The sequence below is a fragment of the Cognatiyoonia sp. genome (genome assembly GCF_965661665.1).
Lineage (GTDB): Bacteria > Pseudomonadota > Alphaproteobacteria > Rhodobacterales > Rhodobacteraceae > Cognatiyoonia.
The window spans coordinates 113431-138985 of record NZ_CBFIEO010000005.1 but is presented as its reverse complement, the minus strand read 5'-3'; the positions used below and the strand labels follow the sequence as shown (position 1 = coordinate 138985).

28 protein-coding genes and 1 pseudogene are annotated in these 25555 nt (G+C 56.2%); 9 read left to right on the top strand and 20 right to left on the bottom strand.

Annotation, left to right across the window (positions count from 1 at the left end):
• Position 1 precedes the first annotated feature (1 nt).
• Together ACTF5F_RS05015 and ACTF5F_RS05010 are read left to right on the top strand one after the other, a co-directional pair.
• On the top strand, positions 2 to 1798 hold the full coding sequence (locus ACTF5F_RS05015; protein ID WP_438955783.1) for a PHA/PHB synthase family protein: 1797 nt from the start codon (positions 2 to 4) through the stop codon (positions 1796 to 1798).
• Positions 1799 to 1957: 159 nt separating this feature from the next.
• Positions 1958 to 2407, top strand: coding sequence for a Phasin (locus tag ACTF5F_RS05010; RefSeq protein WP_438955782.1), 450 nt, complete (start codon positions 1958 to 1960; stop codon positions 2405 to 2407).
• A gap of 85 nt (positions 2408 to 2492) precedes the next feature.
• Here ACTF5F_RS05010 and ACTF5F_RS05005 read toward each other — a convergent pair whose 3' ends face one another.
• Together ACTF5F_RS05005 and ACTF5F_RS05000 are read right to left on the bottom strand one after the other, a co-directional pair.
• Entirely contained in the window at positions 2493 to 3098 is a 606-nt protein-coding gene (locus ACTF5F_RS05005) for a M20/M25/M40 family metallo-hydrolase (protein WP_438955781.1), read from the bottom strand.
• A gap of 362 nt (positions 3099 to 3460) precedes the next feature.
• Complete coding sequence (locus ACTF5F_RS05000; protein ID WP_438955780.1) at positions 3461 to 3751, bottom strand: M20/M25/M40 family metallo-hydrolase; 291 nt, start codon at positions 3749 to 3751, stop codon at positions 3461 to 3463.
• Between the two features lie 372 nt (positions 3752 to 4123).
• Between ACTF5F_RS05000 and ACTF5F_RS04995 the strand changes: the two genes are divergently transcribed.
• Complete coding sequence (locus ACTF5F_RS04995; RefSeq protein WP_438955779.1) at positions 4124 to 4999, top strand: alpha/beta fold hydrolase; 876 nt, start codon at positions 4124 to 4126, stop codon at positions 4997 to 4999.
• Between the two features lie 81 nt (positions 5000 to 5080).
• On the top strand, positions 5081 to 5626 hold the full coding sequence (gene phaR, locus ACTF5F_RS04990) for a polyhydroxyalkanoate synthesis repressor PhaR (protein WP_438955778.1): 546 nt from the start codon (positions 5081 to 5083) through the stop codon (positions 5624 to 5626).
• 331 nt (positions 5627 to 5957) lie between these two features.
• Here phaR and ACTF5F_RS04985 read toward each other — a convergent pair whose 3' ends face one another.
• Together ACTF5F_RS04985 and ACTF5F_RS04980 are read right to left on the bottom strand one after the other, a co-directional pair.
• The gene (locus ACTF5F_RS04985) at positions 5958 to 6458 is read right to left on the bottom strand and encodes a LysE family translocator (protein WP_438955777.1); all 501 of its coding nucleotides are present in this window, start codon (positions 6456 to 6458) and stop codon (positions 5958 to 5960) included.
• Between the two features lie 38 nt (positions 6459 to 6496).
• Positions 6497 to 7864, bottom strand: coding sequence for an aminotransferase (locus ACTF5F_RS04980; RefSeq protein ID WP_438955776.1), 1368 nt, complete (start codon positions 7862 to 7864; stop codon positions 6497 to 6499).
• Between the two features lie 103 nt (positions 7865 to 7967).
• On the opposite strand from ACTF5F_RS04980, the gene ACTF5F_RS04975 reads away from it, so the two are divergent.
• Positions 7968 to 8927, top strand: a complete 960-nt coding sequence (locus tag ACTF5F_RS04975; protein WP_438955775.1) for a LysR family transcriptional regulator — start codon at positions 7968 to 7970, stop codon at positions 8925 to 8927.
• 82 nt (positions 8928 to 9009) lie between these two features.
• Here ACTF5F_RS04975 and ACTF5F_RS04970 read toward each other — a convergent pair whose 3' ends face one another.
• Positions 9010 to 9390 carry a hypothetical protein gene (locus ACTF5F_RS04970; protein ID WP_438955774.1) on the bottom strand — a complete coding sequence of 127 codons (381 nt, stop codon included), beginning with the start codon at positions 9388 to 9390 and terminating at the stop codon, positions 9010 to 9012.
• A gap of 149 nt (positions 9391 to 9539) precedes the next feature.
• Here ACTF5F_RS04970 and ACTF5F_RS04965 point away from each other — a divergent pair, with 149 nt between their 5' ends.
• Complete coding sequence (locus ACTF5F_RS04965; protein ID WP_438955773.1) at positions 9540 to 9953, top strand: MarR family winged helix-turn-helix transcriptional regulator; 414 nt, start codon at positions 9540 to 9542, stop codon at positions 9951 to 9953.
• A 24-nt stretch (positions 9954 to 9977) separates the two neighbouring features.
• Here ACTF5F_RS04965 and ACTF5F_RS04960 read toward each other — a convergent pair whose 3' ends face one another.
• From ACTF5F_RS04960 to ACTF5F_RS04935, 6 genes are read right to left on the bottom strand one after another with little or no spacing between them, the layout of a single operon-like run.
• Positions 9978 to 11282, bottom strand: coding sequence for an NAD(P)/FAD-dependent oxidoreductase (locus ACTF5F_RS04960; protein ID WP_438955772.1), 1305 nt, complete (start codon positions 11280 to 11282; stop codon positions 9978 to 9980).
• Positions 11279 to 12631, bottom strand: coding sequence for a glutamine synthetase family protein (locus ACTF5F_RS04955; protein WP_438955771.1), 1353 nt, complete (start codon positions 12629 to 12631; stop codon positions 11279 to 11281). The genes ACTF5F_RS04960 and ACTF5F_RS04955 overlap by 4 nt, the downstream gene beginning before the upstream one ends.
• Positions 12628 to 13311 carry a type 1 glutamine amidotransferase gene (locus ACTF5F_RS04950; protein WP_438955770.1) on the bottom strand — a complete coding sequence of 228 codons (684 nt, stop codon included), beginning with the start codon at positions 13309 to 13311 and terminating at the stop codon, positions 12628 to 12630. Before ACTF5F_RS04950 ends, ACTF5F_RS04955 begins: the two co-directional genes overlap by 4 nt.
• Before the next feature lie 44 nt (positions 13312 to 13355).
• Positions 13356 to 14648 (bottom strand): glutamine synthetase family protein, encoded by a 1293-nt coding sequence (locus ACTF5F_RS04945; RefSeq protein ID WP_438955769.1) that lies wholly within the window; start codon positions 14646 to 14648, stop codon positions 13356 to 13358.
• Positions 14645 to 15451, bottom strand: a complete 807-nt coding sequence (locus tag ACTF5F_RS04940) for an ABC transporter permease (RefSeq protein ID WP_438955768.1) — start codon at positions 15449 to 15451, stop codon at positions 14645 to 14647. The genes ACTF5F_RS04945 and ACTF5F_RS04940 overlap by 4 nt, the downstream gene beginning before the upstream one ends.
• Positions 15448 to 16332 carry an ABC transporter permease gene (locus tag ACTF5F_RS04935; RefSeq protein WP_438955767.1) on the bottom strand — a complete coding sequence of 295 codons (885 nt, stop codon included), beginning with the start codon at positions 16330 to 16332 and terminating at the stop codon, positions 15448 to 15450. Before ACTF5F_RS04935 ends, ACTF5F_RS04940 begins: the two co-directional genes overlap by 4 nt.
• Positions 16333 to 16424: 92 nt before the next feature.
• Between ACTF5F_RS04935 and ACTF5F_RS04930 the strand changes: the two genes are divergently transcribed.
• Positions 16425 to 17492 (top strand): NAD(P)/FAD-dependent oxidoreductase, encoded by a 1068-nt coding sequence (locus tag ACTF5F_RS04930; RefSeq protein WP_438955766.1) that lies wholly within the window; start codon positions 16425 to 16427, stop codon positions 17490 to 17492.
• A 52-nt stretch (positions 17493 to 17544) separates the two neighbouring features.
• Here the strand turns inward: ACTF5F_RS04930 and ACTF5F_RS04925 are convergent, their stop codons facing one another.
• The 7 genes and pseudogenes from ACTF5F_RS04925 to ACTF5F_RS04895 all read right to left on the bottom strand — a co-directional run bounded on the left by ACTF5F_RS04925 (position 17545) and on the right by ACTF5F_RS04895 (position 23085).
• Positions 17545 to 18270 (bottom strand): transporter substrate-binding domain-containing protein, encoded by a 726-nt coding sequence (locus tag ACTF5F_RS04925; RefSeq protein ID WP_438955765.1) that lies wholly within the window; start codon positions 18268 to 18270, stop codon positions 17545 to 17547.
• Between the two features lie 26 nt (positions 18271 to 18296).
• Complete coding sequence (locus tag ACTF5F_RS04920; RefSeq protein ID WP_438955764.1) at positions 18297 to 19067, bottom strand: ABC transporter ATP-binding protein; 771 nt, start codon at positions 19065 to 19067, stop codon at positions 18297 to 18299.
• Positions 19068 to 19147: 80 nt separating this feature from the next.
• A complete protein-coding gene (locus ACTF5F_RS04915; protein ID WP_438955763.1) occupies positions 19148 to 19888 on the bottom strand; it encodes a phosphate/phosphite/phosphonate ABC transporter substrate-binding protein in 741 nt (246 codons plus the stop codon).
• Positions 19888 to 20319: a TerB family tellurite resistance protein gene (locus ACTF5F_RS04910; protein ID WP_438955762.1), complete on the bottom strand. Its 432-nt coding sequence runs from the start codon at positions 20317 to 20319 to the stop codon at positions 19888 to 19890. Before ACTF5F_RS04910 ends, ACTF5F_RS04915 begins: the two co-directional genes overlap by 1 nt.
• A 101-nt stretch (positions 20320 to 20420) precedes the next feature.
• On the bottom strand, positions 20421 to 22064 hold the full coding sequence (locus ACTF5F_RS04905; protein WP_438955761.1) for a CTP synthase: 1644 nt from the start codon (positions 22062 to 22064) through the stop codon (positions 20421 to 20423).
• Positions 22065 to 22232: 168 nt separating this feature from the next.
• On the bottom strand, positions 22233 to 22589 hold the full coding sequence (gene secG, locus ACTF5F_RS04900) for a preprotein translocase subunit SecG (protein WP_438955760.1): 357 nt from the start codon (positions 22587 to 22589) through the stop codon (positions 22233 to 22235).
• 145 nt (positions 22590 to 22734) lie between these two features.
• Positions 22735 to 23085, bottom strand: a pseudogene (locus ACTF5F_RS04895) (DUF6524 family protein).
• 143 nt (positions 23086 to 23228) lie between these two features.
• Here ACTF5F_RS04895 and ACTF5F_RS04890 point away from each other — a divergent pair.
• Both ACTF5F_RS04890 and ACTF5F_RS04885 read left to right on the top strand, forming a co-directional pair.
• On the top strand, positions 23229 to 24521 hold the full coding sequence (locus tag ACTF5F_RS04890) for an adenylosuccinate synthase (RefSeq protein WP_438955759.1): 1293 nt from the start codon (positions 23229 to 23231) through the stop codon (positions 24519 to 24521).
• Positions 24522 to 24523: 2 nt separating this feature from the next.
• Positions 24524 to 24739, top strand: coding sequence for a DUF2842 domain-containing protein (locus tag ACTF5F_RS04885; RefSeq protein ID WP_438955758.1), 216 nt, complete (start codon positions 24524 to 24526; stop codon positions 24737 to 24739).
• 48 nt (positions 24740 to 24787) lie between these two features.
• Here the strand turns inward: ACTF5F_RS04885 and ACTF5F_RS04880 are convergent, their stop codons facing one another.
• Positions 24788 to 25027, bottom strand: coding sequence for a hypothetical protein (locus ACTF5F_RS04880; protein WP_438955757.1), 240 nt, complete (start codon positions 25025 to 25027; stop codon positions 24788 to 24790).
• A 24-nt stretch (positions 25028 to 25051) separates the two neighbouring features.
• Complete coding sequence (locus ACTF5F_RS04875; protein ID WP_438955756.1) at positions 25052 to 25414, bottom strand: hypothetical protein; 363 nt, start codon at positions 25412 to 25414, stop codon at positions 25052 to 25054.
• Positions 25415 to 25555: the final 141 nt, after the last annotated feature.

The following is a 25555-nucleotide window of genomic DNA, read 5'->3' as shown; positions in this document are numbered from 1 at the left end:
TATGACAACTGAAGATATCAGTGAAACCGCAACATCTGGTAAAAATATCGACCGTTTAGAGGCAAATCTTGCGCGGGCGGAAGAGCTGACCCAACGGCTTTTGAGCGTTATGGGCAAGGGTCGTGCTGTGCCTGCAGCATTGCAAGGACCGGCGCCTGATTTTTATGCAAAAGCGATGGGTGCATATTGGGCGGAGATGGCTCAAAACCCTGCCAAGATACTAGAGCATCAGCTCGAATATTGGTCGAAATCGGTAAAACATTACGTCGAAGCGCAGCATTTGATGATGCAGGGCAAATTCGAAGCGCCCAGGGATGAAACGCCAAAGGATCGGCGGTTCGCCCACGAAATGTGGGAAACCAACCCCTATTTCAACTTCATTAAGCAGCAGTATCTGAGGAGTTCGCAGGCGATCCAACAGGCCGTGGATGACATTGACGACTTGGAAGAGGGCGAGAAGTCGCGGCTTGAATACTTCAGCCAGCAAATCATCGATATGCTGAGCCCGACGAATTTCCTACCTACCAACCCTGAGGCGCTGGAGCTTGCCGCTCAGACAGAGGGTGAGAGCCTTGTGAAAGGTCTTGAAAACCTCATCAAAGACTTAGAGGCGAATGACGGCGATCTTGTTGTGACGCTCGCAGATAAGGATGCGTTCCGGATTGGGGAGAATTTGGCGACGACTGAAGGCTCCGTCGTGTTCCGCAACCGGATGTTCGAGCTGATCCAGTACAAGCCGACGACAGATCAGGTGCATGAGACGCCTTTGGTGATCTTCCCGCCGTGGATCAACAAGTTCTACGTGATGGACCTGAAACCGCAGAACAGCTTGATCAAATGGATCGTGGATCAGGGCTTCACGCTGTTTGTGGTGTCTTGGGTCAACCCGGATGAGAGTTATGCCGATGTGGGCATGACGGATTATGTGGAAGAGGGGTATCTGACGGCAATCGATCAGGTAAAAACGATCTGTGACGTCAAAAAGGTCAATGCCGTGGGCTATTGCATCGCGGGCACCACGCTGTCGATCACTTTGGCGTTGATGAAGCAGCGCAAGGACACGTCGGTCAATTCTGCGACCTTCTTTACAACGCTGACGGATTTTTCCGACAGGGGGGAGGTCGGGGTCTTCCTTGACGATGATTTTGTCGACGGGATTGAGGTGGAAGTGAACGGGTCTGGCGTTCTTGATCATTTCTATATGTCGCGGACGTTCTCATTCTTGCGGTCAAATGACCTGATCTATGGCCCTGCGATCAAAAGTTACATGATGGGTAAAGCGCCGCCTGCGTTTGACCTGCTGTATTGGAATGGCGATGGGACGAACCTTCCTGCGAAGATGTCGGTCGAATATCTGCGGGGGCTTTGCCAAGCCGATAAGCTGGCGACCGACGGATTTGACTTGGCGGGTACGACCGTTCGGTTGAAAGATGTGACAATCCCTGTCTGTGCAATAGCCTGTGAGACCGATCATATTGCAGCGTGGAAGAGCAGCTATCGCGGCGTTCAAAAGATGGGATCGAAGGAAAAAACCTTTATCTTGTCTGAATCAGGCCATATCGCGGGGATCATCAATCCACCCAGCAAAAAGAAATATGGTCATTATACCAATCCGAAGATGGGTCTGACGCCTGAGGATTGGCAATCGTCAGCGGACAAACATGAGGGATCATGGTGGCCGCGGTGGGGCGCTTGGTTGGCGAAAAAGTCTGGCAAAAAAGTCGCGGCACGGATGCCAGGAGCAGGTGATCGGCCGATTTTGGCCGCAGCACCAGGAACCTATGTTATTGAAGAATAGATATTTATTTTTAATTCTGCAGTTGCATAAAATTTTTTGCTGCGATGCAGAAAATCTCTTGAAATGCTGCGATGCAGCAATTATCTCTGGGTCATCTAATTAAAGCGGGTCCTCCCAGGAACTCTCCAGCCCGCTCCGAATCACAAAGGTTAAAAGACAATGGCTAAGACACAAGACTTCACAGCTGCTTTCAAAGACATCATGGGTGCATTCCCAATTGACACGAAAGCAATGGAACAGTCCTTTAAATCTCAGGCGACATTGGCTGAGAAGATGTCCGCTGTGAACATCGAAGCCGCTCAGACATCAACAGAGCTTTCTGCAAAGTGGGCAAACGACACATTCACAAAGCTGTCCGCGCTGACAACTGCAAAGGCAGAGCCTGCTGACTATGCAAAGTCTGTCACAGACTTCGCATCTGCATCTGCTGAAGCTGCTGCGGAGCACATGGCTGCTTTTGCTGAAATCGCGAAGAAGGTTCAGACACAGACTGCAGAACTGCTGATGGCTGCTGGCAAAGAAGCTTCTGAGGAGGTTCAAGCTGCTACAAAGAAAGCAACTGCTGATGTGACAGCTGCTGCGAAGAAAGCAACTGCTTCCGTAAAGTAAGCAATTCTGCTGCACGGTAACGAGTGTTGATTAACGGGTTCGTGCAGCAATTGAATAGGTGACCGTCTCCTCCCTTTAGGTCACCTTATTTGGAAAACGGTCCGCACCTCCTCCCGCGGACCGTTTTTTTTCGGTTTTGGAGACCTTGGATGAGAAGTTCGTAATACTGCACGGCCTTGCCGAGGTTTTCGACCGAGATGCGCTCATCTTTGCCAAGCAGCAGCGCGATGTCTTCGTTCATGAAAACTAACGGCAGGAAGCGATAGTGGTCCTTGGCGTATTGGTGGTAGTGCGATGAATCCGTACCCGCGATTGTGGGGCCAGCAACAACGACGTCGCCAAAGACCTGTCGCGCTGTGGTGGCAAGATGTCCGAAGGCATCATTTTCGTGGGAGGCAACGGGACTTGCCGAACGCGCATTCAGCACATCCACGTCGATATGCGAGTCAGAGATTTTGCTATCGATATGCGCCAAGACGGTTGCTTTGTTGTCCTGCGGATGTAGGGGGAAATTGATGAAAAAGCTGGCCTCTTGTTGCAGAATATTCTCCGCCTCTGCGCCTTCCAACATGGTCGGGGCTTTAGTTGTCCGGAGCATCGCATCCGTTGTGTTGGCACTGGATAGGGTGCTTTCGATAAAAGGGGCAAAGAGCCGTGTGTTTGCAAACAGCACGCGTTCCGTGAGCCCCATATGTTGCCCAAGTTCGTCAAAAATTCCGCACTGACATCGGTAAGGCCCCCGGGCACCGGATCGGCCTGAAGCTCGGTTATGGCTGTTGCCAGTTTGGAGACGGCGGTTTGCCGATGCGGGAGCGGGCTGTGCCCGCCCAACCCTTGCGTCGTGATTTTGACGGTCATGTAGCCCTTGTCGGCCAAGTTAATGGAGGCGATATCCGTATGGATCGCGCTGATCACATCGGGGAGGACAAAGGAACCTTCATCAAGGCTCCAACCGATGTCGATGCCATTTTCCTCAAATTAAGCGACAACGGATTGTGCTCCACCAGCGCCGCCAATCTCTTCATCCTGTGTCGGCGCGATTTAGATAGAGTTTTATGGCTGGAAACCGTTGGCGGCCAGTCGATCCACTGCCTCCATCAAGCTGACAACGCCGCCTTTCATATCCAGCACGCCGCGTCCCCAGACGAACCCATCTGAAATTTCACCGGCCCAAGGATACCGTGACCAGTCGCCTTCGATCGGGACGACATCATAGTGACCGCTGATCAGGATCGCCTCCGCTGAGGGATCTTGGCCTTGCCAATGGTAGAGTGGGGTGTGGCCACCAACGAGGGTTTGATCGAGCGCAATCGTCGCATTTGGGAAGGTGGTTGCCAGCCACACGATAAAATTTTCATAGGCTTACTGCCTGTCTGGGGCGCCAAACGGGTGAGAAATTGTTTTGATCTGGATGGCTTGGCTCAGCTTTTCAGCCACGACATTGGCATCGACCATCGGGAGGTCTTCAAATGTTTGCGTGATTGTCGCGGGAGTGTAGCGTCATGTGTTGAATACCAAGATGCAAATCAGGACCAAAAGGCTAAATCCGCGCCATTTGAGAATGCGTTTTATCATGAAATCTTCCCTATTTCGGCAACGCTAGCGGCCCGTCATCGAGCGGAGAATGGCGACATATTGTTAAGGTGTGGACGTGTGTGGACGGCGCGAGGGTGTTTTTCGGTGGCGGGCGTGGCGTGTATTGGCCATGCTGCGCGTATGTTTGAAGGATTTACTGAGCAGACCATCACGGTCGATGGCGTCGACATCTTTGCCCGTATCGGAGGGGAGGGGCCACCGCTGTTGCTGTTACATGGCTATCCGCAAACGCATGTGATGTGGCACAAGGTTGTGCCTGAGCTGTCGAAACGGTTCACCTGTGTCTGTGCGGATTTGCGGGGCTATGGAGCTTCTGCGAAGCCGCCGACGGTTGAGGATCACGCGACCTATTCGAAACGCGCGATGGCGGCGGATATGCTCGGCGTCATGGAGCAGCTGGGGTTTCGGAGCTTTCGTATCTTGGCTCATGACCGCGGGGCGCGGGTGGCCCACCGGATGGCGATGGATTGGCCGGATCGGGTAGAGCGGATGGTTTTGCTCGATATTGCACCGACGCGGGAAATGTATGCCAACACGACAGATGCGTTCGCACGGACTTATTGGCATTGGTTCTTTCTCATCCAACCCAGTCCTTTGCCCGAAGAGGCGATCCTTGCTGATCCAGAAGCCTTTGTGCGCCGCAAGTGCGGCAGTTGGGGCAGCGGGGGTGAGGCGCTGAGCGAGGAAGCGCTGCAAGCCTACATCGATGGGTTTTCTGACCCAGAGACGATCCGCGCGGCGTGTGAAGACTACCGCGCGGCGGCCACGATCGACATCGCTCACGATGATGCGGACGGGGACCGAAAAGTGACCTGCCCCGTGCATGTCCTTTGGGGTGCCAAGGGCGCAATTGAGGCGCATTTTGAGTGTTTGGCTCTTTGGAAGCAACGGGTGGAGCGTGTCACCGGTGAGACGATTGACTGCGGGCATTACCTTGCGGAGGAGCGGCCTGATGATGTTTTGGCGCAGTCTATCCCGTTTTTATGCGCTGATTGAACATCAGAAGTTTAGCTTGGATTTTTCGCGGTCGCGGCATAGCATTCTCTGCACTGCAACATGTCTTGGGAGGGACGCCACGTGGCCGCAGCCGAAAAACCGCTTCTTATCAAACGCTACGCCAGCCGCCGTTTGTACAATACGGAGACTAGCGATTACGTCACTTTGGACGATATTGCGGCCTTTATTCGGGAGGGGCGGGAGGTTCAGATCGTGGACCTCAAGTCAGGCGATGACCTGACACGGCAGTATCTTTTGCAGATCATTGCAGAGCATGAGAGCCGCGGCGAAAGCGTGTTGCCTGTCGACGTGCTGACCGACCTCGTGCGCAGCTACACCAGCCAAGCCGCCTCCGTCGTGCCGGAGTTTTTGCAGGCGAGTTTTGAAATGCTGCGTGAAGGGCAATCCAAAGCGATGGAGAATATGACCAGCATGAACCCAATGACCTCCATGCCCGGGTTCGAGGCGATGCGGGCGCAGCAAGAGGCGTTCTTCAAGGCCATGACCGGCGGGATGATGGCGCCCACCAAATCCGAGGATAAACCTGCCGAGAAGGGCGATGATCTGAGCGACATCAAAGATCAATTGGCATCGCTACAGGAAAAGCTGTCGAAGATGGGGAAGTAGAGACGGGACCAATTGTCTGTATTGCTGGCGAGCCAACGTTTGGTTTGCGGACTTTACTGCCATTCGAGCAGTGTCTGCTTATAGCTCCTGCAGCGCTAGCCGAACGCCCAGAGCGCAGTAGATGCTACCAACAACCTTGCCCCGCTGCTTGAAAACCGTCGGATTGCGACGAAGGAAGTTGCCAAGGCCGCCCTGTACCACCGAGTAGACAATGGTGCTAAAAAAGCCAATCAGAGCGAATACGATTCCGAGAATGGTAAGTTGTGCGATGACGAAGCCTTCTTCTGGGGCAGGAACGCAAGGAAAAACAGAGCGGTCTAGGATTCAGCTCTTAGGCCAGGATCGCCTGTCTGAAGGCTTGGGGTGCGGTGATGGGAACACGACATTGCTCCAGATTAACCGAAGCCTTTTTGAGTGTCGCCCTCAAACCTAGATAGACCAGATAAGCGGCGCCAAGGTATTTCACGATAGTGAAGAGCGTGGCCGATGCCGCAATGATCGCCGAGATGCCAACGACTGCCATGATCGTCTGGAGTAAGTTGCCTGCTGTGATACCAGCGCCGGTCGCGATACCAACTTTAGCTCCAGAAGTTGTCGCCCGCCCAACGGTCAAGAGGGTCGCAGGTGCGGAAATGAAAATAAAACCAAGAACGATCAACGAATAGGTTATTAGCGCGGTAGGGTCGATCATAATGTTCTCTCGATGAATTATAGTACTTACAAAAATCCACATGCGGAAATGAATAGAAAGCTCCAGAACCGGGCGTTCATCGCACCCTGACGGATGAGTAATTTGGGCTCCAAAGCGGTCGTTCGCTGCACGTGCGCCCATCCTATGGATCTGCGGGTTTAGATCGAATTTGGTTGTCGCTAACCGACTTCCGCAAACACCCCGTCCAGTGCCTTCTCCAACTTTCCAAACATTTCATCCATCTGCGCAGGCGTCAGGATGAACGCGGGGCAGAGGACGATGGCTTGGCCCAAGGGGCGGCAGATCAGACCCTGATCGGTGCAGGCGTTGGCGATGCGTTCTGAGACGGAGAGGGCGCCGTCGAAGGGTGTCTTCGTCTCTTTGTCGGCCACGGCTTCCAGCGCGCCCATCAGGCCTTTGCCGCGCCATTCGCCGATGTTCTTGTGCTCCGCGATGCGAGCCATGCCATCTTCAAAGAGCGGGGTCAGCATGCGGACGTTGTCGATCAGGCCTTCGTTCATAATGACGTCGATGGCTTTCAAGGCAATCGCGCAGCCGACGGGGTGGCCGGAGGCGGTGAAGCCATGCGGGAATTCATCGAATTTCTCCGACGCAGCCTGCATCCGGTCGGTCATTTCTGGCCCAAGGATCACGGCGCCCATTGGGAAGTAGCCAGCAGTCAGGTTTTTGGAGCTGATGATCACGTCTGGCATGAAGTCATAGGTCTGACAGCCCCAAACCTCCCCCGTGCGACCGAAGCCTGTGATGACTTCGTCGGCCACGAGCGGGATGTTGTGTTTCTTCAAGACCTTCTGGATCGCTTGGAAGTACCCTTTTGACGGGGGGATGACGCCGCCCGCACCCATCACAGGTTCAGCGACGAAGCCTGCGATGGTGTCGGGGCCTTCGCGCTCGATCGTGTCTTCCAGCTCCTGCGCGAGACGGGCGGTAAATTCTGCTTCCGTCTCCCCCTCTTCGCCGAAGCGCCAGTAGTGTGGACAACTGACATGGATGAATTCAGGCAGGGGCAGGCCAAAGACGTGGTTGTAAGGCTTGCCGGTCATGGAAGCAGCCACGGCGGTGACGCCGTGATAGCCGTTGATCCGCGTGATGATCTTACGTTTCTGGGGTGTGCCTTCGGCCCAGCCGAGCATCCAGAGCATTTTTACGAGGGTGTCGTTCGCTTCTGACCCTGAGTTTGTATAGAAGACTTTGCCGCGCTCGAAAGGGGAGACTTCGATCAGTTTTTCGGACAACAGCACAGTTTGATCGGACATCCGGCCAAAGAAGGCATGGTATCCTGGGAAGCGGTCATATTGCGCTTTTGCGGCCTCAGCCATTCCTTTGTGGTCAAAGCCTGCGACCATATTCCATAGGCCGGAGTTGCCATCGAGATATTCGCGGCCATGCACGTCGTAGACGTAAGGCCCCTTGCCGTGGGTTAGAACTATGGCGCCGCGATCCTCGATCGTGGGCAGGTCGGTAAACCCATAGAACGAATGTTCATCGGCGCGGGCTTCCCACGAGTTTGGCGCATGTTTGTTCATAGCGTGTCTCCCTGAATCTGAGTTGAGTGTAGGGGGCGTTTTGCAGGCTTACAATCGTCTGTCGGACCGCTTAGTCTTTCGTTTGCGACAAGAAGAGGACGCAATGACGATTACGGCAGGAAAAATCACACTGTGGGGAGTGGAGGTTTTTGTAGCGACGGCTGAAGAAGGCTCAATCACTGCAGCGGCACGACGACTTGGGGCTTCGGCCGCGACAGTCAGTCAGCAGATTACCAATCTGGAAGGGGCGCTTGGGACCACGCTTTTGAACAGGGGCGCGCGGCCTGTGTCGCTGACCCCTGCGGGCGACATGTTTCTGCGGCGGGCGAACACTATCTTGAACGAAGCAGCACAGGCGCAAGCGGAATTGGCGATGGCTGATCCAACACGGCTGACGCGATTGCGGCTGGGCATGGTCGAAGATTTTGAGGCGGATGTGACGCCTGCATTGCTCACCAACATGGGGGGAGATCTTTTGAATTGTAATTTCACTTTGGAAACTGCCGCCTCCCATCAATTGGTCGATCAGTTGGAGGCGCGGGCGCTGGACGTGATCGTGGCCGCTGACATCGGCCAGCACAATGAGGACAATGAAGTCCACCCGTTGATGGAAGAGCCGTTTTTGGTCGTCGCCCCCAAAGGCAAGGTCACCTCTGACATCGAAAAGTCACTGCGCCGGATGCCGATGATCCGCTACGCCAGCAATCATTACATTGGTCGGTTGCTGACCGACCATCTGGGCAATCAGAACATCAATCTGCGGCACCGGTTCGAGCTCGACAGTTATTACGCGATCATGTCTATGGTGGCGCAAGGGTCGGGCTGGGCGATTGTGACGCCGCTTGTCTGGAAACGCGCGGCGCGGTTTCAGGATCAGGTGGAAATCCTGCGGATGCCTTTCGGTGAGCTCTCCCGCACCATCTCCCTCACTGCGCGGCGGGGGGTGTTGAGCGAATTCCCGACGGATATCGCAGGGCGCTTAAAGCCCCTGATCGAAGAACACTTCATCGCACCGACGATTGCGGATGCACCGTGGTTGGAGGGGAAGCTGCGGTTGTTGTAGTCTTTTCGGATTGCTTGCTTTGCCGACGAAGCGGGCGTTACTTAAATGACCTAGACCATTAACTTCAATTTACGCATATGCTCTAGGACGTGACCCTTCTGGCGGAAAGCCAGACCCAAAAGCTCAGAGCTACCGCTGATGCAGAAATGAATGTCATAACGGTACCGGGTACAAAATTTACGTAGTCGGGAAAATCGACGAAGAGCAGATAGCCAATATCAGCAAGACCTCCGATCATCCCCGCCACCCAAATGGTGGTAATATTTTTGCGCCAGATAAGTATCGCCCCGATGACCGTGGCGATGCCGAACCAACCTAAGTTCCAACCGTGCTGACTCAGCACGCCGCCGACGGCCGTGTGATAGTCAGTTTGAAGTGAGGCTAGATCGACCGCGTCGGCGATGGCTTGAAAGCCGCCTGTGGCATCACTTGATAGCACCATCAAACCCTCAAGCGTTTGCACCAAACCCCATATGATCTAAAGCATTGTAGCCACTTTGAGCGCACGTGTTTGTGAGTTTGTCATGCCCTATTCCCTTTTGTTGCAGCCGAGATGGCGTCGTATTAAGTTGATTATAACTACTAAGTAAATAAGTAGACTTTATCAACAAAATGCAAGATACCGAACTTGCCCTCCTTGTCGATCGTTTCATGCGCAGGATTCACTCCGGTCTGCAGGAACGTGCGCCAGACTTTGATAGGGAAGCGGTTGGCCCTGGCGGAGCCATCCTGATGATGACGCTTGCGGATACTGGGCGGATTAGTCTGAATGAACTCACAAAGCGCGTTGCGCGTGACAAATCGCAAATGACTCGGATGATACGATCTTTGGAGACAAAGGGGCTCGTGCATCGTGAAATGTCACCAGACGATGGCCGCGTCAGCTTGATCTTCCTAACGTCCAAGGGGTCAGAGGTTGTTGGCGAATTGAAGCAAACAGTTGCAGAGGTGATCGGTGAAATCCTTGGGCCGATTTCTGAGAGGGAACAGAAGACCCTTCAATCGCTGCTCGCACGGGTCGTCTAGGAGCACGTCTTGTAGACTTCCGTCCTAAACCCCCAGCCGGTCTCTGAGCGCGTACCACGTCATTGCCAACGTCAACAAAGGCATGCGGAATGTGCTGCCGCCTGGGAAAGGTGGAACAGGGAGTTTGGACAGGGCGTCGAACTTCTCTTCCTGACCGGCGATGGCTTCGGCGATGACGCGGCCGGTGAAGCCTGAAAGCGCGACGCCGTGGCCGGAGAAGCCTGCGCCGGACCAGATGTTCGGTTCGATGCGTTGGACGCAGGGCAGGCGGGTCATAGTGATGCCAAGCGTGCCGCCCCAGACATAATCGATGCCGACGCCCTTGAGTTGCGGGAAAAGGTTTTTCATCCGTTCGATCAGTTTGGTGGAGATGTCTTTGGGAAAGCCGATGCCATAATTTTCGCGGCCCCCGAAGAGGAAGCGTTTGTCTTCGGAGATGCGGTAGTAATTCACGACGAATTTGTCGTCCGCGACGGCGATGTCGCGGGATAACACCTCTGCCGCACGGTCGCCCAAGGGTTCGGTCGCGCAGATGAAGCTGTTGATCGGCATGACGCGGGCGGCGATTTTGTCTTCGATGTTGGGCAGGTAGCCGTTGCCAGCGAAGATTACGTGTTTTGCCATCACGTATCCCTTGTCCGTCTGGACTTTGGCAGGGTCGCCTTTGGTCACATTGTGAACGGGGGAGCCTTCGTAGATGGTGATGCCTGCAGCCTCTGCCGCGCAAGCGAGGCCAAGCGCATAGCGTAGGGGATGGATGTGCCCCGCGCCCATGTCGAGCGCGCCGCCACGGTATTTGTCGGTTTTCACCAGATCGTTGAACGCGGCTTGGTCGAGGGGTTCGTTTAGCGTGTAGCCATATGTTTTGGCTTGGTATTCGCAGTCTTCATGGATTTCGCGGATTTCCTTTTGCGAATAGGCCCCATGCGCCACGCCGGGGGTCAGCCGGGCCTCTGGAGCGTATTTAGTCGCCAATTCTGCAATGTCCGCTTTCGCCATTTCGGCAAGGTCCCAGACGGCGCGAGCGGGGCCCTCTCCCATCTTTTTGGCAAGTGAGGCTTGATCCCAGTTGTACCCCGTGCCCACTTGCCCGCCGTTGCGTCCAGAGGCGCCGAAGCCCGCGCGGTGGGCGTCGATGACGGTGACGTCAAAACCTTTTTCGGCCAGTCGCAACGCGGCGGTCAGCCCCGTGAAGCCCGCGCCGATGATGCAGACGTCCGCCTGATGCTGGCCTTTGAGAACCGCGCGCTTGTCAGGGATGTCGGCGCTAGCAGCGTACCAACTGTTGGGAAATTCGCCCGCGCGGTCGTTACGAAAGAGCGGATTCATACGTTGAGCAGGAGATGCTCCCGCTCCCACGGTGAGATAACTTGCAGGAACTCGTCGTATTCGGCGCGTTTCACGATGGAGTAGACGCGGGCGAAGTCTTCGCTGAGGATCTTGTGCAGGTCTTTGGCCTCGTCAAAAAGCTCCAATGCGGCGTATAGGCCGACGGGAATGTCATCCTCCCCATCATAGGCGTCGCCTTTGAAGCGTTTGTCGGGCCGGATTTCCTTACGAATGCCGAGCAGTCCGCAGGCGAGCGAGGCCGCGATGCAAAGGTATGGGTTGCAGTCCATACCGGCGAGGCGGTTTTCGATCCGCCGCGCCTCGGGAGGTGAAACAGGAATGCGGATGCCTGTGGTGCGGTTGTCGCGGCCCCATTCGAGGTTGATCGGCGCCGCATGGTCGCGGACGTAGCGGCGGTAACTGTTCACGTAGGGGGCTAGCATCGCGATGGCGCTTGGCAGGTATTCCTGCAAACCACCGATAAAATAGAAGAACGCATCGGTTTCGCCGCCTTGCGGTCCGGTGAAGATGTTCTGGCCATCCGCGTCGAGCACGGAATGATGTACATGCATCGCGCTGCCCGGTTCATCCTCGATCGGTTTGGCCATGAAAGTAGCAAAGCAATCATGTTTGAGCGCGGCCTCTTTGATGAGGCGTTTGAAATAGAAGACCTGGTCGGCAAGGTCTACTGGGTCACCGTGGAGGAGGTTGATCTCCAACTGGCCCGCGCCGCCTTCTTGCGTGATGCCGTCGATTTCGAAGCCTTGGATTTCAGCAAATTCGTAGATGTCGTCGATGACGGGGCCATAATCGTCAACGGCGGTCATCGAATAGGCTTGGCGCCCTGCGGCGGGCCGGCCCGTGCGACCCAGCATGGGTTCGATGCGCTTGGCGGGGTCGGTGTTGCGGGCGACGAGGAAAAACTCCATCTCTGGCGCCACTACGGGCGTAAGGCCAGCCCGTTTATAGGCTGCGACAACGCGCTTGAGGACGTTGCGCGGCGCAAATCCAACCGGTTTGCCGTCCGCGGTGCATGCGTCATGGATGACCTGAAGCGTGCCGTCGTCCGCCCACGGCGCTGCGGTCGCTGTGTTCAGATCCGGTTTCAGAATCATGTCAGGTTCGACAAATCCTTCCGGACCAGCCGCTTCGCCCCATCCGCCCGTAATCGTTTGAAAAAAGATCGAGTTTGGCAGGTGGAAATGGCTTTGCTTTTCCCATTTGGCCGCAGGTACAGCCTTGCCACGTGCAATGCCGGGGAGGTCAGCGATGACACATTCCACCTCATCGAGGCGGTTTTTCTCAAGATAGGCTTGCGCCGCTTGTGGGATCTTTTTGCGCCAACTCATGCGACCTCGCGGGTTTTGAAGAAATTAGCGATCATCTCGGCCATTTTCTCATCATCGTTTGCAGCGTCCATGCCTTGCGTGGCCAATGCGATTTGCTGGTTCGGGATCAGCCCCTTAGAGCGATAATCGATCAGTGCGTCCATCATTGGTTTGCGGAATTCAGGATGCGGCTGCATCGTAAATGCGCGGTCGCCGTAGACAAGGATTGCGTTCTCACAGAATTGGTTGCCGGCGTGGTCGGTCGCCTTTGCGGGACGTTCGACAACTTGGTCTTGGTGCCATGCGTTTAGCGCCCAAGGGATGCCACCCCAGTCGTATGTTTGGGGGCCGATGGTCCAGCCGCCTGCGAACTTCTCTACCTTGCCGCCCAGGGCTTGCGCAATGATCTGGTGACCAAAACAGACACCTACGGTGGGGACTGCGGCGTCATAGGCGGCGCGGATGAAATCTTCGAGCGGTGGTATGAACTGGTGATCTTCATACGCGCCGTGTTTGGAGCCGCTGACGAGCCAGCCGTCGGCCTGATGCACGTCGCTTGGGAAATCCATGTCGACTACGTCCCATGTTTGATAAATGAAACCCTTGCCGTCCAAGAGTTTGATAAACATGGCGTCATAATCGCCCAGTTCGCCCAGAACTTCGTCCGGAGCGTGACCGGTGTGGAGAATGCCGATTTTCATAAATCACCGTGTGGGTTGTTTTGAAGTGTATTTCGACGGGAAGCCTAGACCCTGTCAAGGTAGCTCAGCAATTGATTGTCGGGGGAGAGGGTCGGGAATCGCTTCAATTCTTGGCGCTTGGTGGCCGTGAAGTAGCTGATGAGTTTGGGGTCGAAGATTTTGGCGACGATGCCCGACTGTTCGAAAGCGCCGATCGCCTTGGCCCATGTCCCGTGCACCTGCGGATGGCTTTGATCGTAGGCGTTGCCGGTGACGGGCTCTGGCGGTGTGAGCGCGTTTTCGATACCGTAGAGCATGGACCCAAGGATCGCGGCCAAGCTGAGGTAGGGGTTCACATCGCCACCGGCAAGCCTGTGTTCGACGCGCTTGGCTTTAGGATCACCGCGGGGGATGCGCACGGCAACGGTGCGGTTGTCGTGGCCCCAGCAGATGCTGGTGGGCGCGTGGGCCCCGGGTACCATGCGCGCATAGCTGTTGGCGTGCGGCGCGAAGATGAGCGTCAGGTCTTGCAGGGCTGCAAGGCATCCGGCGACAGCATTTTCCAACAAAGGCGTGCCGTCTTCGGTGCCGTCTGCAAAGACATTCTGCCCCTCGGCATTCAGTAGCGAAACATGGGTGTGCATCCCGTTTCCGGCGTCTTCCGCCATCGGTTTGGCCATAAAGCTGCCCGCCATGCCGTGTTTCGCGGCGAGGCCCTGAACCAAGAGTTTGAAGAACCACGCATCATCGGCGGCTTTGAGGGCGTCGTTGGTGTGTTGAATGGTGATTTCGAACTGGCCGGTGCCGCTTTCCGATGTGGCGGCTTCAGCTGCGATGCCCATCGCAGCGCAGCTTTGGTAGAGATCGACAAAGAACGGGTCCAAGCGGTCGAGCGCGCGCAGCGACATGATCTGGCCGCCGGGTTCTTCGGCGATTGGGGTGACTTCGCCGTCGCTGGGATCGGCGAGGTAAAACTCCATCTCAGACGCGGCGACGGGGGTGAGGCTATGTGCAGCGAACCGATCCACGATGGATTTGAGGGCTTGGCGTGGGCAACCGGCGAAGGCGGTGCCGTCTTCATTGAAGCCCCAGAGCGGGATGAAGGTTGTTTCCTCCGCCAGCCAAGGCAGGGGGATCGATCCGCGTTCGGTGGGCAGGATGGCGCCATCGGCGTCGCCTGTTTCAAAGACCAGCGGGCTGTCTTCTATGTCTTCGCCCCAGATATCGAGGTTGAAAACAGACAAGGGGAAGCGGATGCCGGATTTTGCGACTTTGTCCAGCATATCATACGGCAGGCGTTTGCCGCGAAGCTGTCCATTGAGGTCAGCCGCCCCGCATTGGATGGTTTGAGCGTTCATCGGATCAATTGCGGCCTGTAGCGGATTTTGCGTTTGGCGTCTTGTGGCAGGTGGCGGTTCAGCCGCGTGTTGATGATACCAAAGATGCCGATGATGATCAGTGTGAGCAGGATGAAGTAGCCTGCCAAGATCGGGTAGGGGATAAACGGGTTGAACGTCTTATCCGCGAAATAGTTGGCGTAATAGAGCGCGTCACCACGTTGTTGTTTGGCGGGGAAGCCCGCGAAAAAGACCAGCGTTGTGGCGTGGAACAGAAAGATCGCTTCGTTCGTATAAGCAGGCCAGCCAAGCCGCAGCATGGTAGGCCAGATCACGCGGCGAAAACGGCCCCACCCCGACAGGCCATAGGCGTCTGCGGCTTCGGCATCGCCCTTTGGGATGGATTGTAACGCGCCATAAAAAATCTCACCCGAGTAGGCGGCGGTATTGAAGAAGAGCACGATCAGCGCGCCCAAGGTGGCCGAAGTCAGTGGGCGGAAGATTGGGAAGACGCCTTTGAGCGACAGGAACAGGAAGTAAGCAAAGAAGAACTGGATGAAGAGCGGCGAGCCACGGAATATGAAGATGAACCATTCGGAGCATTTCCGCAGGATCCTGTTCGACGACCCTTTGCCAACGGCCACGGCAGTGGCGAGGATGAAGCCGGAGAGCAGTGCCAGAACCCCGAAATAGATGTTCCAGATCATGCCGGAGCCGATCAGTGTGAATTGCTGGCACAGCGTGAAGTCACTGCGGGGGAGTAGCCGTTCGCCGTATCCGATGCTGCGGAAGGCATAGTCAGCGATAGTTTGAGCGCAATTCATGCCGCAGCCTTTCGCTGTGCTTCGCCAGCCGCCGTCGCTTGCCCGTGCGTGAGGCGCGCCATTATACGGTCGAGCACGACCTCAGACACTTTGGTGAACAGCAGGTAAAATATTAGAAGGGCTGCGAAGTACCATATGCGCCAGTCCCCGTGCGGGTAGTCGGTGAATTGTGGGGTCTTTGTGCCACCCAATTCCCGCGCCCAATAGACGATGTCTTCCACGCCCAAGAGGAACAGCAGAGGCGTGGCTTTAATCAGCACCATCCAGAGGTTCGACAGGCCTGGCAGGGCATAGACCCACATTTGCGGGATCAATACCCGTCGATTGATTTGGCGTTGGGTCATGCCGTAGGCGGCCGCGGTTTCAAGCTGCGCTTTTGGAACGGCACGCATCGCGCCGAAGAGCACGTTGGCAGCAAAAGCCCCAAATACGATGGCGAAGGTCAGAACAGCCAGTATGAAGCCATAGGTTTCGTGCTGCCACTGTGGGGCATTGCCCAAAGGTAGTTTCGCTTGGGCACAGACGACGAAGTCGTTGCCTTGGTAAATCGCCTCTTCCCAGTCGGGGCATTTCCAGCGGTGGCGAATGTATTCGAAGACCTGATCGAGTGCGATGACGAAGAACAGGAAGAATGCGATGTCAGGAACGCCGCGCACGATGGAGATATAAGCTTTTCCAATCCATCGCAGGGTGGCGACGCCGCTGCGGGCGGCGGACGCGCCACCAAAGCCGAACGCCAATGCCGTGGGCGCGGTGATCGCCAGAAGCAACAGGACCGTGCCGACCGAATAGTAAAGGTTCATATGCTTCCCGGTCGTCAAATAGCATGACAACCAGTTGAAGCCTGACAAGGCCGCGGGATCCGTGCAATAGCTAAACATATTCACGTCGTTGGGTGGCGTTGATCATTCCTCACGTATGGAGGTGAGGGTGTCAATGATCTTGGCGTTCATGGGGAGTTGGAAAGGTCAGTATGGCGCAAAAAGTAATGGTCATCGGTGCGGGCATTTTGGGTGCTGCAACGGCCTATGAACTGCAAAAGGCCGGCTCGGATGTGACGGTGATCGACAGCGGGCAGGGCGGGGCGACGCAAGCCTCTTTTGGCTGGATCAACGCGAGCTTCTATCTGGATGCGGATCATTTCCGGCTGCGGCAGCAGTCTTTAGCGGCATATCGGGGATTGGCAGAGGAATTGTCACTGCCGATCGATTGGTGCGGCGCGCTTTGTTTCGAGAGCGATGGTGCGGAGTTTGATACGCAGGCCGCGGCTTTGTCAGAGCTTGGCTATGCATTCGACGTAATGGATCGGGAGGCGTTTACTGCGCTTGTGCCCGACCTTCACACCCCGCCAGAGCGGTGTTTGAGATTTGCGCAAGAAGCGGCGGCGGACTCAGGCAAGTTGACGCAAGCCTTGCTTTGTGCAGCAGTGGAAAAGGGCGCGCAGGTGGTGCGAGGCGTGACCGCCACTGGATTTGTAGCGGATGGTAATCAGATCACCGGAGTAGAAACGACGGCGGGTAAATTTATGGCCGATGACGTCGTGTGTGCGGTGGGCGTTGCGTCGGAGCACCTACTGTCGACCGTCGAAGTGGCGCTACCGATGTTGAAGCGGCCAGGGGCCATGATCCGCACGCAACCTGTGCCGCCCGTGGCAAACGAAATCCTTGTCAGTCCGATTGGTGAAATTCGCCAACTAGCGGACGGGTCGTTGATGATGCCAACGGCGGTGTCGCATCAGTCGGACACGTCCGAAGAAATCGCCTCTCTCTCTCAAGACGCTGACGCCGCGTTGGCGCGGTTGCGGGGGATGTTCCCAAACCTCGACCTTCAATTGGCGGAGGTGACTTTAGCCCAACGCCCCGTTCCCAGGGACAATTACCCCGTGGTCGGACACGCAAAGGACGGGCTTTATGCCCTCTGCGCCCACTCGGGCGTCACATTGGCAGCTATTTTGGGCCAACTTGTTGCGAAAGAGGTGCGCGACGGGCCGAGCAATGAGACGGCGACGACGCTCGCCCCTTACAGGCTAGACAGTTTCTGAAACGAAAAAGGGCCGCGCAATCACACGGCCCTTCAATTCGGTTGGCTGAACCTTAGAAAGGTTCGCCGACACCCCACTCTGTGATCAGAGCGTTAAGGGATCCATCGTCCTTCATGGACTGGATCGCAGCGGAAAGCTTGTCGCGCAGCTCTGTATCGGACTGGCGCACGCCGAGACCAACACCACCACCGATCAGCTCCTGCTGCTCAAGCATCACAAGCTCTGCTTCTGCGTCCGCGATGGGCTGCAAGAAGGATTTGTCGGCCAGAACGGCATCAGCTTCGCCATTGCGGACGGCTGCAACTGTTTCTTCTGGTGTCGCAAACTCAAGCAATGTTGCAGCTCCCATGCCAGCAATGAATGAGGCTTGAATTGTGTTGGACTGTGCTGCGATCACGCCGCCTTCGATGTCTGCGTCAGCAGACAGGGCGAGGTAGCCAGATGGATCAGGCTGTGTGTAGGCGTCAGAAAAGTCGATGACTTCTTTACGCTCGTCCGTGATGGACATACCCGCAATGATGACATCATAGTTGCCAGACACGAGGTTCGGAATAATGCTGTCCCAATCGTTCGTGACCCACTCGCATGTCAGTTCTGCGCGTGCGCAAAGCTCATCACCCACTTTGCGCTCAAAGCCGTCGACTTCGCCCGCATCGTTGATGAAGTTGTATGGAGGGTAAGCGCCCTCTGTGCCGAGGCGCACAACACCGTGGCCGTCTGCTGCGGCAGCGCCCGCTGTCAAAGCTGCAACTGCAGCTGTCAAAATAAGGTTTTTCATCAAGGTTCTCCCGTTTGATGTCAGATTTATGCAGCCACCGTGGCAGAGAGGAAACCCCTCAACCGGTCGGTCTGCGGATTTTTGAATACGGCTTCTGGCGTGCCTTCTTCTTCGATCTTGCCTTGATGCAGGAACACCACGTGGTCACTGACATCGGCGGCAAGCCTCATATCGTGGGTCACTATGATCATGGTGCGGCCTTCGGCGGCCAAGTCTTTGATCACTTTGACAACTTCTTGTTCAAGCTCGGGGTCGAGCGCGCTGGTCGGTTCATCGAACAGCAGGGCTTTTGGCTCCATACACAGCGCGCGCGCGATGGCGGCGCGTTGTTGCTGACCACCGGAGAGCATCGCAGGATAGACATCGCATTTGTCGCCAATGCCGACCTTGTCGAGGTATTTACGAGCGGAGACTTCAACCTCCTCCTTGTCGCGGCCCAACACTGTGACGGGTGCTTCCATGACGTTTTGCAGGATCGACATATGTGCCCACAGATTAAACTGCTGGAACACCATCGACAGGTTTGTGCGGATGCGGATCATTTGGGATTTGTCGGCGGGGCGGCGGTTGAGGCCGCTGCCGGTCCATTTCACCGGTTCGCCATCAAAAATCACGTCACCCTTTTGACTGTCTTCCAGAAGGTTGGCGCAGCGCAAAAGTGTGGATTTGCCAGACCCAGAGGAGCCGATGAGGGAGACAACGTCGCCGGTGCCGGCAGATATGTCGACACCCTTCAAAACCTCCAAAGCCCCATAGGACTTATGCAGCTCGTGAATTTCGATAACTGGTTGGGCCATATGGCAGTTTACCCCATTGCAGCGGGATCACTACGCCCGATTCCGGCGCTGAATGCAATTTATTTTGTGGCGGGCACTGGTTAACGCAAGGGAACCGCAGTGTCGTAGGCGTCGCGGGGCAGGTCGATGATCCCACGCAACCTGAGGATGGTTTGGTCTTTGGCGGAAAGTCCGGCGATCGCGTCTGATAATGCTGTGAAGAACGGCGCTGGGTCGCGGTCTTTGGTGGTGATGAAACTTTGACCGGGGGCGGATTTTGTTTCTGCTACGACCTTAACCAAACGTGCTTCCGCCATATCGCGATGTTGTAGATCGAATGTATGCGCGTCAATCGCGGCGAAGTCAGCGTCGCCACTAACCACCGCCCGCAGGCTATTGTCATGCGAGCCGGTGATGATCGGGTCAGTCACCTGAAGGCCATTTTCAGCAAAAAGCTCCATCGGCGCGTAATAGCCCGTAAAGGAATGCTTGGCGTTGCAGGCAAATTGGCCGCCAGCAAAAGCTTCAAGGGCTGAGCGCCCATCATCCGACCGACAGATCATGAGCGATTTAAAGAAACCCGGAGCACAGCCATCGATGGCGTAGTCCGCGGCACCAATCACGGTGATGGCGTTTCGAAACTCTTGCTGAAGGGGCATGACGCAGATTTGGCCCAGCAATAGATCATCGCGTGCCCATGTGTCGCGATAGCGGATCGATCGCTTCAAAGTATCCGGCGCAGGGATGTCCCGCGCGATCAGCCCATCTCGGATTCCTGCCCAAAGCCTGTCATACGCCTCCGCCGTGGAGGGGCGGTCATACATCGGCAGGCTGGCAATCATCAGCGGGCTTCGACCCGTTTTCGGGCGGCGTTGCTTTCCTGATCGGTGACGCCGACCATCGGTGGCACAAGCCGCATCAGTTGGTTTTCGTATTTGTCGCGCACACCATCGGCCAGAACGATGGTCCACATATCCTCAACGACGCCGATGCGGTCCTCATAAGCAACCGCGTCTTTGATCGCGCGGGTGAAGCGCACGGTGTCGGGCGCTTCGGCTTCCAAGGTTTCGCATTTACCAAGAAGGGCGGTGGCGTCCGCAAGGCCGTAACGCGCGGACAAGACGGATTTGATCTGATCTTGCTCCACCGTGGCGTAGTCGCCATCTGACCGTGCAATCCGCACCAAAAGCGCCCCCAAGGCGAGCCGGGCATCATCATCGCTGACCGTTTCGTTTTCAGGGATCAGCAGCCTGTTAAGTAAATCGCCAAACATCGCTCAGACATAGGGCTGGGGCACAATGATCTCAATGCACATCGCGTCTCTTGCTCGAAATATTTTGAGGGAGGGCCTCTTGGCCTGGGGGCAACGCCCTCCTAGACCAGTCTGGAATTTTCGACCGCGGCTTGAACGAAGCCTTCAAACAGCGGATGCGGGGCGAAGGGTTTCGATTTCAGTTCGGGATGAAACTGAACGCCGATGAACCACGGGTGATCCTCCCATTCCACAATCTCCGGCAGGCGCCCATCGGGCGACATGCCTGTGAACTTGAGACCCGCGGCTTCCAGTTTCTTGCGATACTTGATGTCGACCTCATAGCGGTGGCGATGGCGTTCTTCGATGGCGGTGCAGCCATAAACCTTTGCCACTTTGGAGCCTTCGGTGAGCGTCGCGTCATAGGCCCCAAGACGCATCGTGCCGCCTTTGTCATCGTCGGCTTTGCGTTCAACCTTGTGGTTGCCCTGTACCCATTCCTTGAGGTGGTAGACCACGGGTTCAAACCGTTTCTTGCCCGCCTCATGGTCAAATTCTTCGGATCCTGCCTTTTTCACGCCCGCCACATTGCGCGCAGCTTCGATCACGGCCATCTGCATGCCAAGGCAGATGCCCAAGTAGGGGATTTTGCGTTCGCGGGCGAATTGCGCCGCTTTGATTTTGCCTTCTGTGCCACGTTCGCCAAAGCCACCGGGCACAAGGATTGCGTGGAATCCTTCGAGATGGGGGGTGGCGTCACCTTTGTCGAAAAGCTCCGCATCCACCCATTCTACCTGAACCTTCACGCGGTTGGCCATGCCGCCGTGGGTCAGCGCCTCTTTGATCGACTTATAGGCGTCTTCAAGCTGGATGTATTTGCCTACAATCGCGACTTTCACTTCGCCGTCGTAGTTGTGGATGCGGTCATAGACATCATCCCAGATGTCGAGCTTGGGCGCCGGCGCAGGCGCGATGCCAAAGGCGTCCAAAACCGCCTGATCGAGGCCTTGTTCGTGATAGGCGAGCGGCGCTTCGTAGATCGACGACAGGTCGTAGGCGGCGACAACCGCTTCTTTACGGACATTGCAGAAGAGTGCGATCTTTTCCCGTTCTTTGTCAGGGATCGGCTGCTCGGAGCGGCAGACAAGGATGTCTGGCGCGATGCCGATGGACTGCAATTCTTTGACGGAGTGTTGCGTTGGCTTCGTCTTCAACTCGCCAGAAGCGGCGAGGTAAGGCAGCAGCGTCAGGTGCATAAAGATGCATTGGCCGCGTGGTTTGTCGTGGGTGAACTGGCGGATGGCCTCGAAGAAGGGCAGGCCTTCAATGTCGCCAACGGTGCCGCCGATTTCGCAGAGCATGAAGTCAACTTCGTCTTCACCGATGGAAATAAACTCTTTGATCTCGTTGGTGACGTGGGGGACGACTTGGATGGTTTTGCCCAGGTAGTCGCCGCGGCGCTCCTTCTCCAGAACATCAGAATAGATGCGACCGGAGGAGACCGAGTCTGTTTTGCGGGCGGGCACGCCGGTGAAGCGCTCGTAGTGGCCGAGGTCAAGGTCGGTTTCCGCCCCGTCGTCGGTCACAAAAACTTCGCCGTGTTCAAAAGGCGACATCGTTCCGGGGTCGACGTTGAGGTAGGGATCAAGTTTGCGCAGGCGCACGGAATAGCCCCGCGCTTGCAACAATGACCCAAGAGCGGCCGACGCAAGACCTTTCCCCAGTGAGGATACAACACCGCCAGTAATAAAGATAAAACGCGCCACTGCCGGCACCCCCGTGAAGTTTTGTTTTTGGCGGAATCCCGAACGTAGCCATTCGCATCATCACGGGGTTTAAGGATAGGTGGATTCGGGTCGCCTAATCAACCCGCAACGCTAGATGATGTGGCAAAAAATTTTCTATATCCCAGAAGTTGTAGGAATTAGAGGTGCTTAGTTGCCTGACGGTATCAGCGGTTCATCGTCCCCGCTTGGCGGTAACAGGCTGTCGCCCAGATCAGGCGTTGTGGCGCCTTCACCCTCTGGCGGCAGTAGGTCAATGCCGTCCACAACGGATGTACTGGAGGCGTTCTGCGCACCGATGATCGTCAAAGAGACAGACGTACAGATGAACCCGATCGCCAGAAGCCATGTGAACTTACCCAAAGCTGTTGCTGCTGCGCGGCTGCTTGCGGGTCCGCCGCCACCGCCGCCCAGTCCAAGACCGCCCCCTTCGGAACGCTGCATCAAGACAGCACCAATCAGGCTCAACGCCAAGATCAGGTGGATGATAAGAACAACGTTTTCCATCGGAGACTCTTTTACCTCAGTTCAGATTGTGTCTATCTATGTGGATGGGGATTTTCTCGCAAGAGCAAAGACGGCATTCTGTTTAAGGACGCTGATGCCTCCGATTTAGTTACTATTCATCCACATCATCTACATCCGCCTGACCTCAAATCGCCCGGCGCACGATGGGCCAGCTGAGGCCGGTGGCCAGCACGGTTGAAAGGGCACCAACGCCGATCCATGTTAGCAAGGTTGGGTTGTCGAGGGCGAGCCAGCCGTTGTCGAATGCGACCCAGAGGATCGTGCCGATGATTGCAAGGAGCAGAAGCATCCCGAAGAGGCCGATAGAGCGGAACGTGGCGCGCGGATAAACAATGGAGTCCACCAGTAAGATGAGGCCGAGGAGCACGGTGACGGGCAGGTTCGTTTCATAATTTGTCAGGCCCCAGCTAAAATTTCAGTCTGTGGGGTTGTAGGTGGCGGCCACCAGCACAAAAGCCAAAACCAATCGGATCAAAAAGGATATCTCGAAAACCTTTTATTTTGCCTGAGATGACCAAAGACGCCTCAACTTGTCTAGGGGAAGTGGGAATTAGCGGTTTCACTGCTGGGATCAGGACGATATAGGGGCGCGGGGTTCCGCACAGAAAGGGCTTTAGGATGGCAAATGTTGTGGTTGTGGGCGCGCAGTGGGGCGACGAAGGCAAAGGCAAAATCGTGGACTGGCTGTCAGAACGCGCTGATGTGGTAGCGCGGTTTCAGGGTGGTCACAACGCGGGGCATACGCTGGTCATTGGTGAGGATGTCTACAAGCTGCATGCGCTGCCGTCTGGCGTTGTGCGCGGGGGCAAGCTGAGTGTCATCGGCAATGGCGTTGTTCTGGACCCTTGGAACCTTCTGAAAGAGATTGCGGGCATTCGCGAACAAGGCGTCGACATCAATCCTGAGAACTTGATGGTGGCGGAAAACACGCCGCTCATCCTGCCGTTTCACGGAGAGTTGGACCGCGCGCGGGAGAACCAGAACTCTATCGCCAAAATAGGGACAACGGGGCGCGGGATTGGTCCGGCTTATGAGGACAAGGTGGGGCGCCGCGCGATACGTGTTGCTGATTTGGCGGATGCTGCGACATTGGAAAAGCGCATCGATCGCGCGTTGCTGCATCACAATGCGCTGCGCCGTGGTTTGGGCTTGGAAGAGATTGATCGGGATGCCTTGCTCGACCAGTTGGCGGAGATTGCGCCGGAACTGCTGAAGTACGCGGCACCAGTGTGGAAGGTGCTGAATGAAAAACGCAAGGCTGGTAAGCGCATCCTGTTTGAAGGAGCGCAGGGCGCGTTGCTCGACATTGATTTCGGAACCTACCCCTTCGTGACATCGTCAAACGTCATTGCAGGCCAAGCGGCGACTGGGACAGGTATCGGTCCAGGTGCCATTGATTTCGTACTGGGGATTGTGAAGGCCTACACCACCCGCGTGGGTGAGGGGCCGTTCCCGACAGAGTTGGACGATGACGACGGTCAGCGTCTGGGCGAACGCGGTCATGAGTTTGGCACGACCACGGGCCGCAAGCGGCGCTGTGGATGGTTTGATGCGGTTCTCGTGCGTCAGACCTGTGCGACCTCTGGGGTCAATGGCATCTCGCTGACAAAGCTGGATGTTTTGGATGGTTTTGAGACGCTGAAGATTTGCGTTGGGTACGAGTTGGACGGCGAAACGCTCGACTATTTGCCGATTGCGGCAGACCAGCAAGCGCGTTGCACGCCGGTCTATGAAGAGATGCCGGGTTGGAACGAATCCACAGAAGGTGCGCGGTCTTGGGCCGATCTGCCTGCGCAAGCAATCAAGTACGTGCGACGGATTGAAGAGTTGATCGACTGCCCGGTCGCGCTAGTATCCACCTCACCCGAGAGAGAAGACACAGTCCTTGTTACCGACCCATTTGCAGACTGATTATGACCTATAAGGGCCGCAAACGCCTGTCGCTGCTGATCCTTGTGGTCGGCGTGCCAGCCTACGTGATGTTGGCGGTGACGGTGATGAGCACGGCACCGCGGTTCCAGCTGGTGGTTGAATTCTTCCTCTATGTTGCGCTTGGCATCGGATGGGTTTTCCCGCTGAAATGGGTGTTTAAGGGCATCGGACAGCCGGACCCGGACGAGGGCGCATAGAAAAAGGCGGTCAAAGCAGACCGCCTTTTCTTTTTTCTGTGATTGCAGTTAGCCCACTTTTTGTTTGGGGCGGAAGCGTGTCTGCTCTGTAATTTGGAAGCGGCCGTTGCGGAACTTGCTGATGCAGCCCTCGCGGAGCAGCGTGCCGAAGGAGCGCAGGCTATCTTCGCGGCTGAACTCTTCTTTGGAGGACACCTGATCCTTCTTCATGATCTGAGGGCGGGAAAAGTCTTCCTGCCCTTCAACATCTGCGCAGTAGGCCGCTGCAGCTTCGAGCAGGTCTGACAACTCAGTTGCGCCAACCTCATCGGCTTAGGCTGCAATGCTTTCTGCATTTGCAGCTTCATCGGCTGAGGATGTTGCGACGCGACGTGAGGCAACGGCCTCACCTGCAGCGCTATCTTCGTCGATGCGCTGGGATGCGACGAGTTTCAAAGGCGCTGGGCGCGGACGCTCTGTCCGGATTTCGGCGCGTGGCAGACGGTCAGCGCGGCGTGGACGCACCACGTCGTCAAAGTTCTTACGATTTTCTTCCTGCTCCTCAGCGTTGGATTTGGCAGTGTCGCCCAACTGACGCGCAGCTTCTGTTGCCACGACTGTGGCTTTTAATTGCGCGATGGCTTGGCGATGACGTCTGCCTTCAGGCTCATCCATCTGCTCATCTGCTAGCTGCATAATGCGATCCATCGCGGCGTGGTCGTTTTCAGGCAGACGATGCGTGCCAGGTTCAGCATGTCGTGCAGGGGCGGACGCCTCGCCAGTTTCCGCTTCTTCTTTTACTTCGGTTGCGTCGGCGTCGTCCGCGACAACGGCAAC

Bases quoted from the DNA above. Each gene is read 5' to 3' on its own strand.
- ACTF5F_RS04960 (WP_438955772.1), bottom strand. From the start codon at position 11,282: ATGAATCCGCTCTTTCGTAACGACCGCGCGGGCGAATTTCCCAACAGT.
- ACTF5F_RS04985 (WP_438955777.1), bottom strand. From the start codon at position 6,458: ATGGGCGCACGTGCAGCGAACGACCGCTTTGGAGCCCAAATTACTCAT.
- ACTF5F_RS05005 (WP_438955781.1), bottom strand. From the start codon at position 3,098: ATGGGGCTCACGGAACGCGTGCTGTTTGCAAACACACGGCTCTTTGCC.
- ACTF5F_RS04945 (WP_438955769.1), bottom strand. From the start codon at position 14,648: ATGAACGCTCAAACCATCCAATGCGGGGCGGCTGACCTCAATGGACAG.
- ACTF5F_RS04915 (WP_438955763.1), bottom strand. From the start codon at position 19,888: ATGATTGCCAGCCTGCCGATGTATGACCGCCCCTCCACGGCGGAGGCG.
- ACTF5F_RS04995 (WP_438955779.1), top strand. From the start codon at position 4,124: ATGTTTGAAGGATTTACTGAGCAGACCATCACGGTCGATGGCGTCGAC.
- ACTF5F_RS04935 (WP_438955767.1), bottom strand. From the start codon at position 16,332: ATGTTTAGCTATTGCACGGATCCCGCGGCCTTGTCAGGCTTCAACTGG.
- ACTF5F_RS04955 (WP_438955771.1), bottom strand. From the start codon at position 12,631: ATGAGTTGGCGCAAAAAGATCCCACAAGCGGCGCAAGCCTATCTTGAG.
- ACTF5F_RS04920 (WP_438955764.1), bottom strand. From the start codon at position 19,067: ATGGCCCAACCAGTTATCGAAATTCACGAGCTGCATAAGTCCTATGGG.
- ACTF5F_RS04975 (WP_438955775.1), top strand. From the start codon at position 7,968: ATGACGATTACGGCAGGAAAAATCACACTGTGGGGAGTGGAGGTTTTT.
- ACTF5F_RS04925 (WP_438955765.1), bottom strand. From the start codon at position 18,270: ATGAAAAACCTTATTTTGACAGCTGCAGTTGCAGCTTTGACAGCGGGC.
- ACTF5F_RS04940 (WP_438955768.1), bottom strand. From the start codon at position 15,451: ATGAATTGCGCTCAAACTATCGCTGACTATGCCTTCCGCAGCATCGGA.
- ACTF5F_RS04890 (WP_438955759.1), top strand. From the start codon at position 23,229: ATGGCAAATGTTGTGGTTGTGGGCGCGCAGTGGGGCGACGAAGGCAAA.
- ACTF5F_RS04965 (WP_438955773.1), top strand. From the start codon at position 9,540: ATGCAAGATACCGAACTTGCCCTCCTTGTCGATCGTTTCATGCGCAGG.
- ACTF5F_RS05010 (WP_438955782.1), top strand. From the start codon at position 1,958: ATGGCTAAGACACAAGACTTCACAGCTGCTTTCAAAGACATCATGGGT.
- ACTF5F_RS04980 (WP_438955776.1), bottom strand. From the start codon at position 7,864: ATGAACAAACATGCGCCAAACTCGTGGGAAGCCCGCGCCGATGAACAT.
- ACTF5F_RS04875 (WP_438955756.1), bottom strand. From the start codon at position 25,414: ATGCAGCTAGCAGATGAGCAGATGGATGAGCCTGAAGGCAGACGTCAT.
- secG (WP_438955760.1), bottom strand. From the start codon at position 22,589: ATGGAAAACGTTGTTCTTATCATCCACCTGATCTTGGCGTTGAGCCTG.
- ACTF5F_RS04885 (WP_438955758.1), top strand. From the start codon at position 24,524: ATGACCTATAAGGGCCGCAAACGCCTGTCGCTGCTGATCCTTGTGGTC.
- ACTF5F_RS04910 (WP_438955762.1), bottom strand. From the start codon at position 20,319: ATGTTTGGCGATTTACTTAACAGGCTGCTGATCCCTGAAAACGAAACG.
- ACTF5F_RS04930 (WP_438955766.1), top strand. From the start codon at position 16,425: ATGGCGCAAAAAGTAATGGTCATCGGTGCGGGCATTTTGGGTGCTGCA.
- ACTF5F_RS04950 (WP_438955770.1), bottom strand. From the start codon at position 13,311: ATGAAAATCGGCATTCTCCACACCGGTCACGCTCCGGACGAAGTTCTG.
- ACTF5F_RS05015 (WP_438955783.1), top strand. From the start codon at position 2: ATGACAACTGAAGATATCAGTGAAACCGCAACATCTGGTAAAAATATC.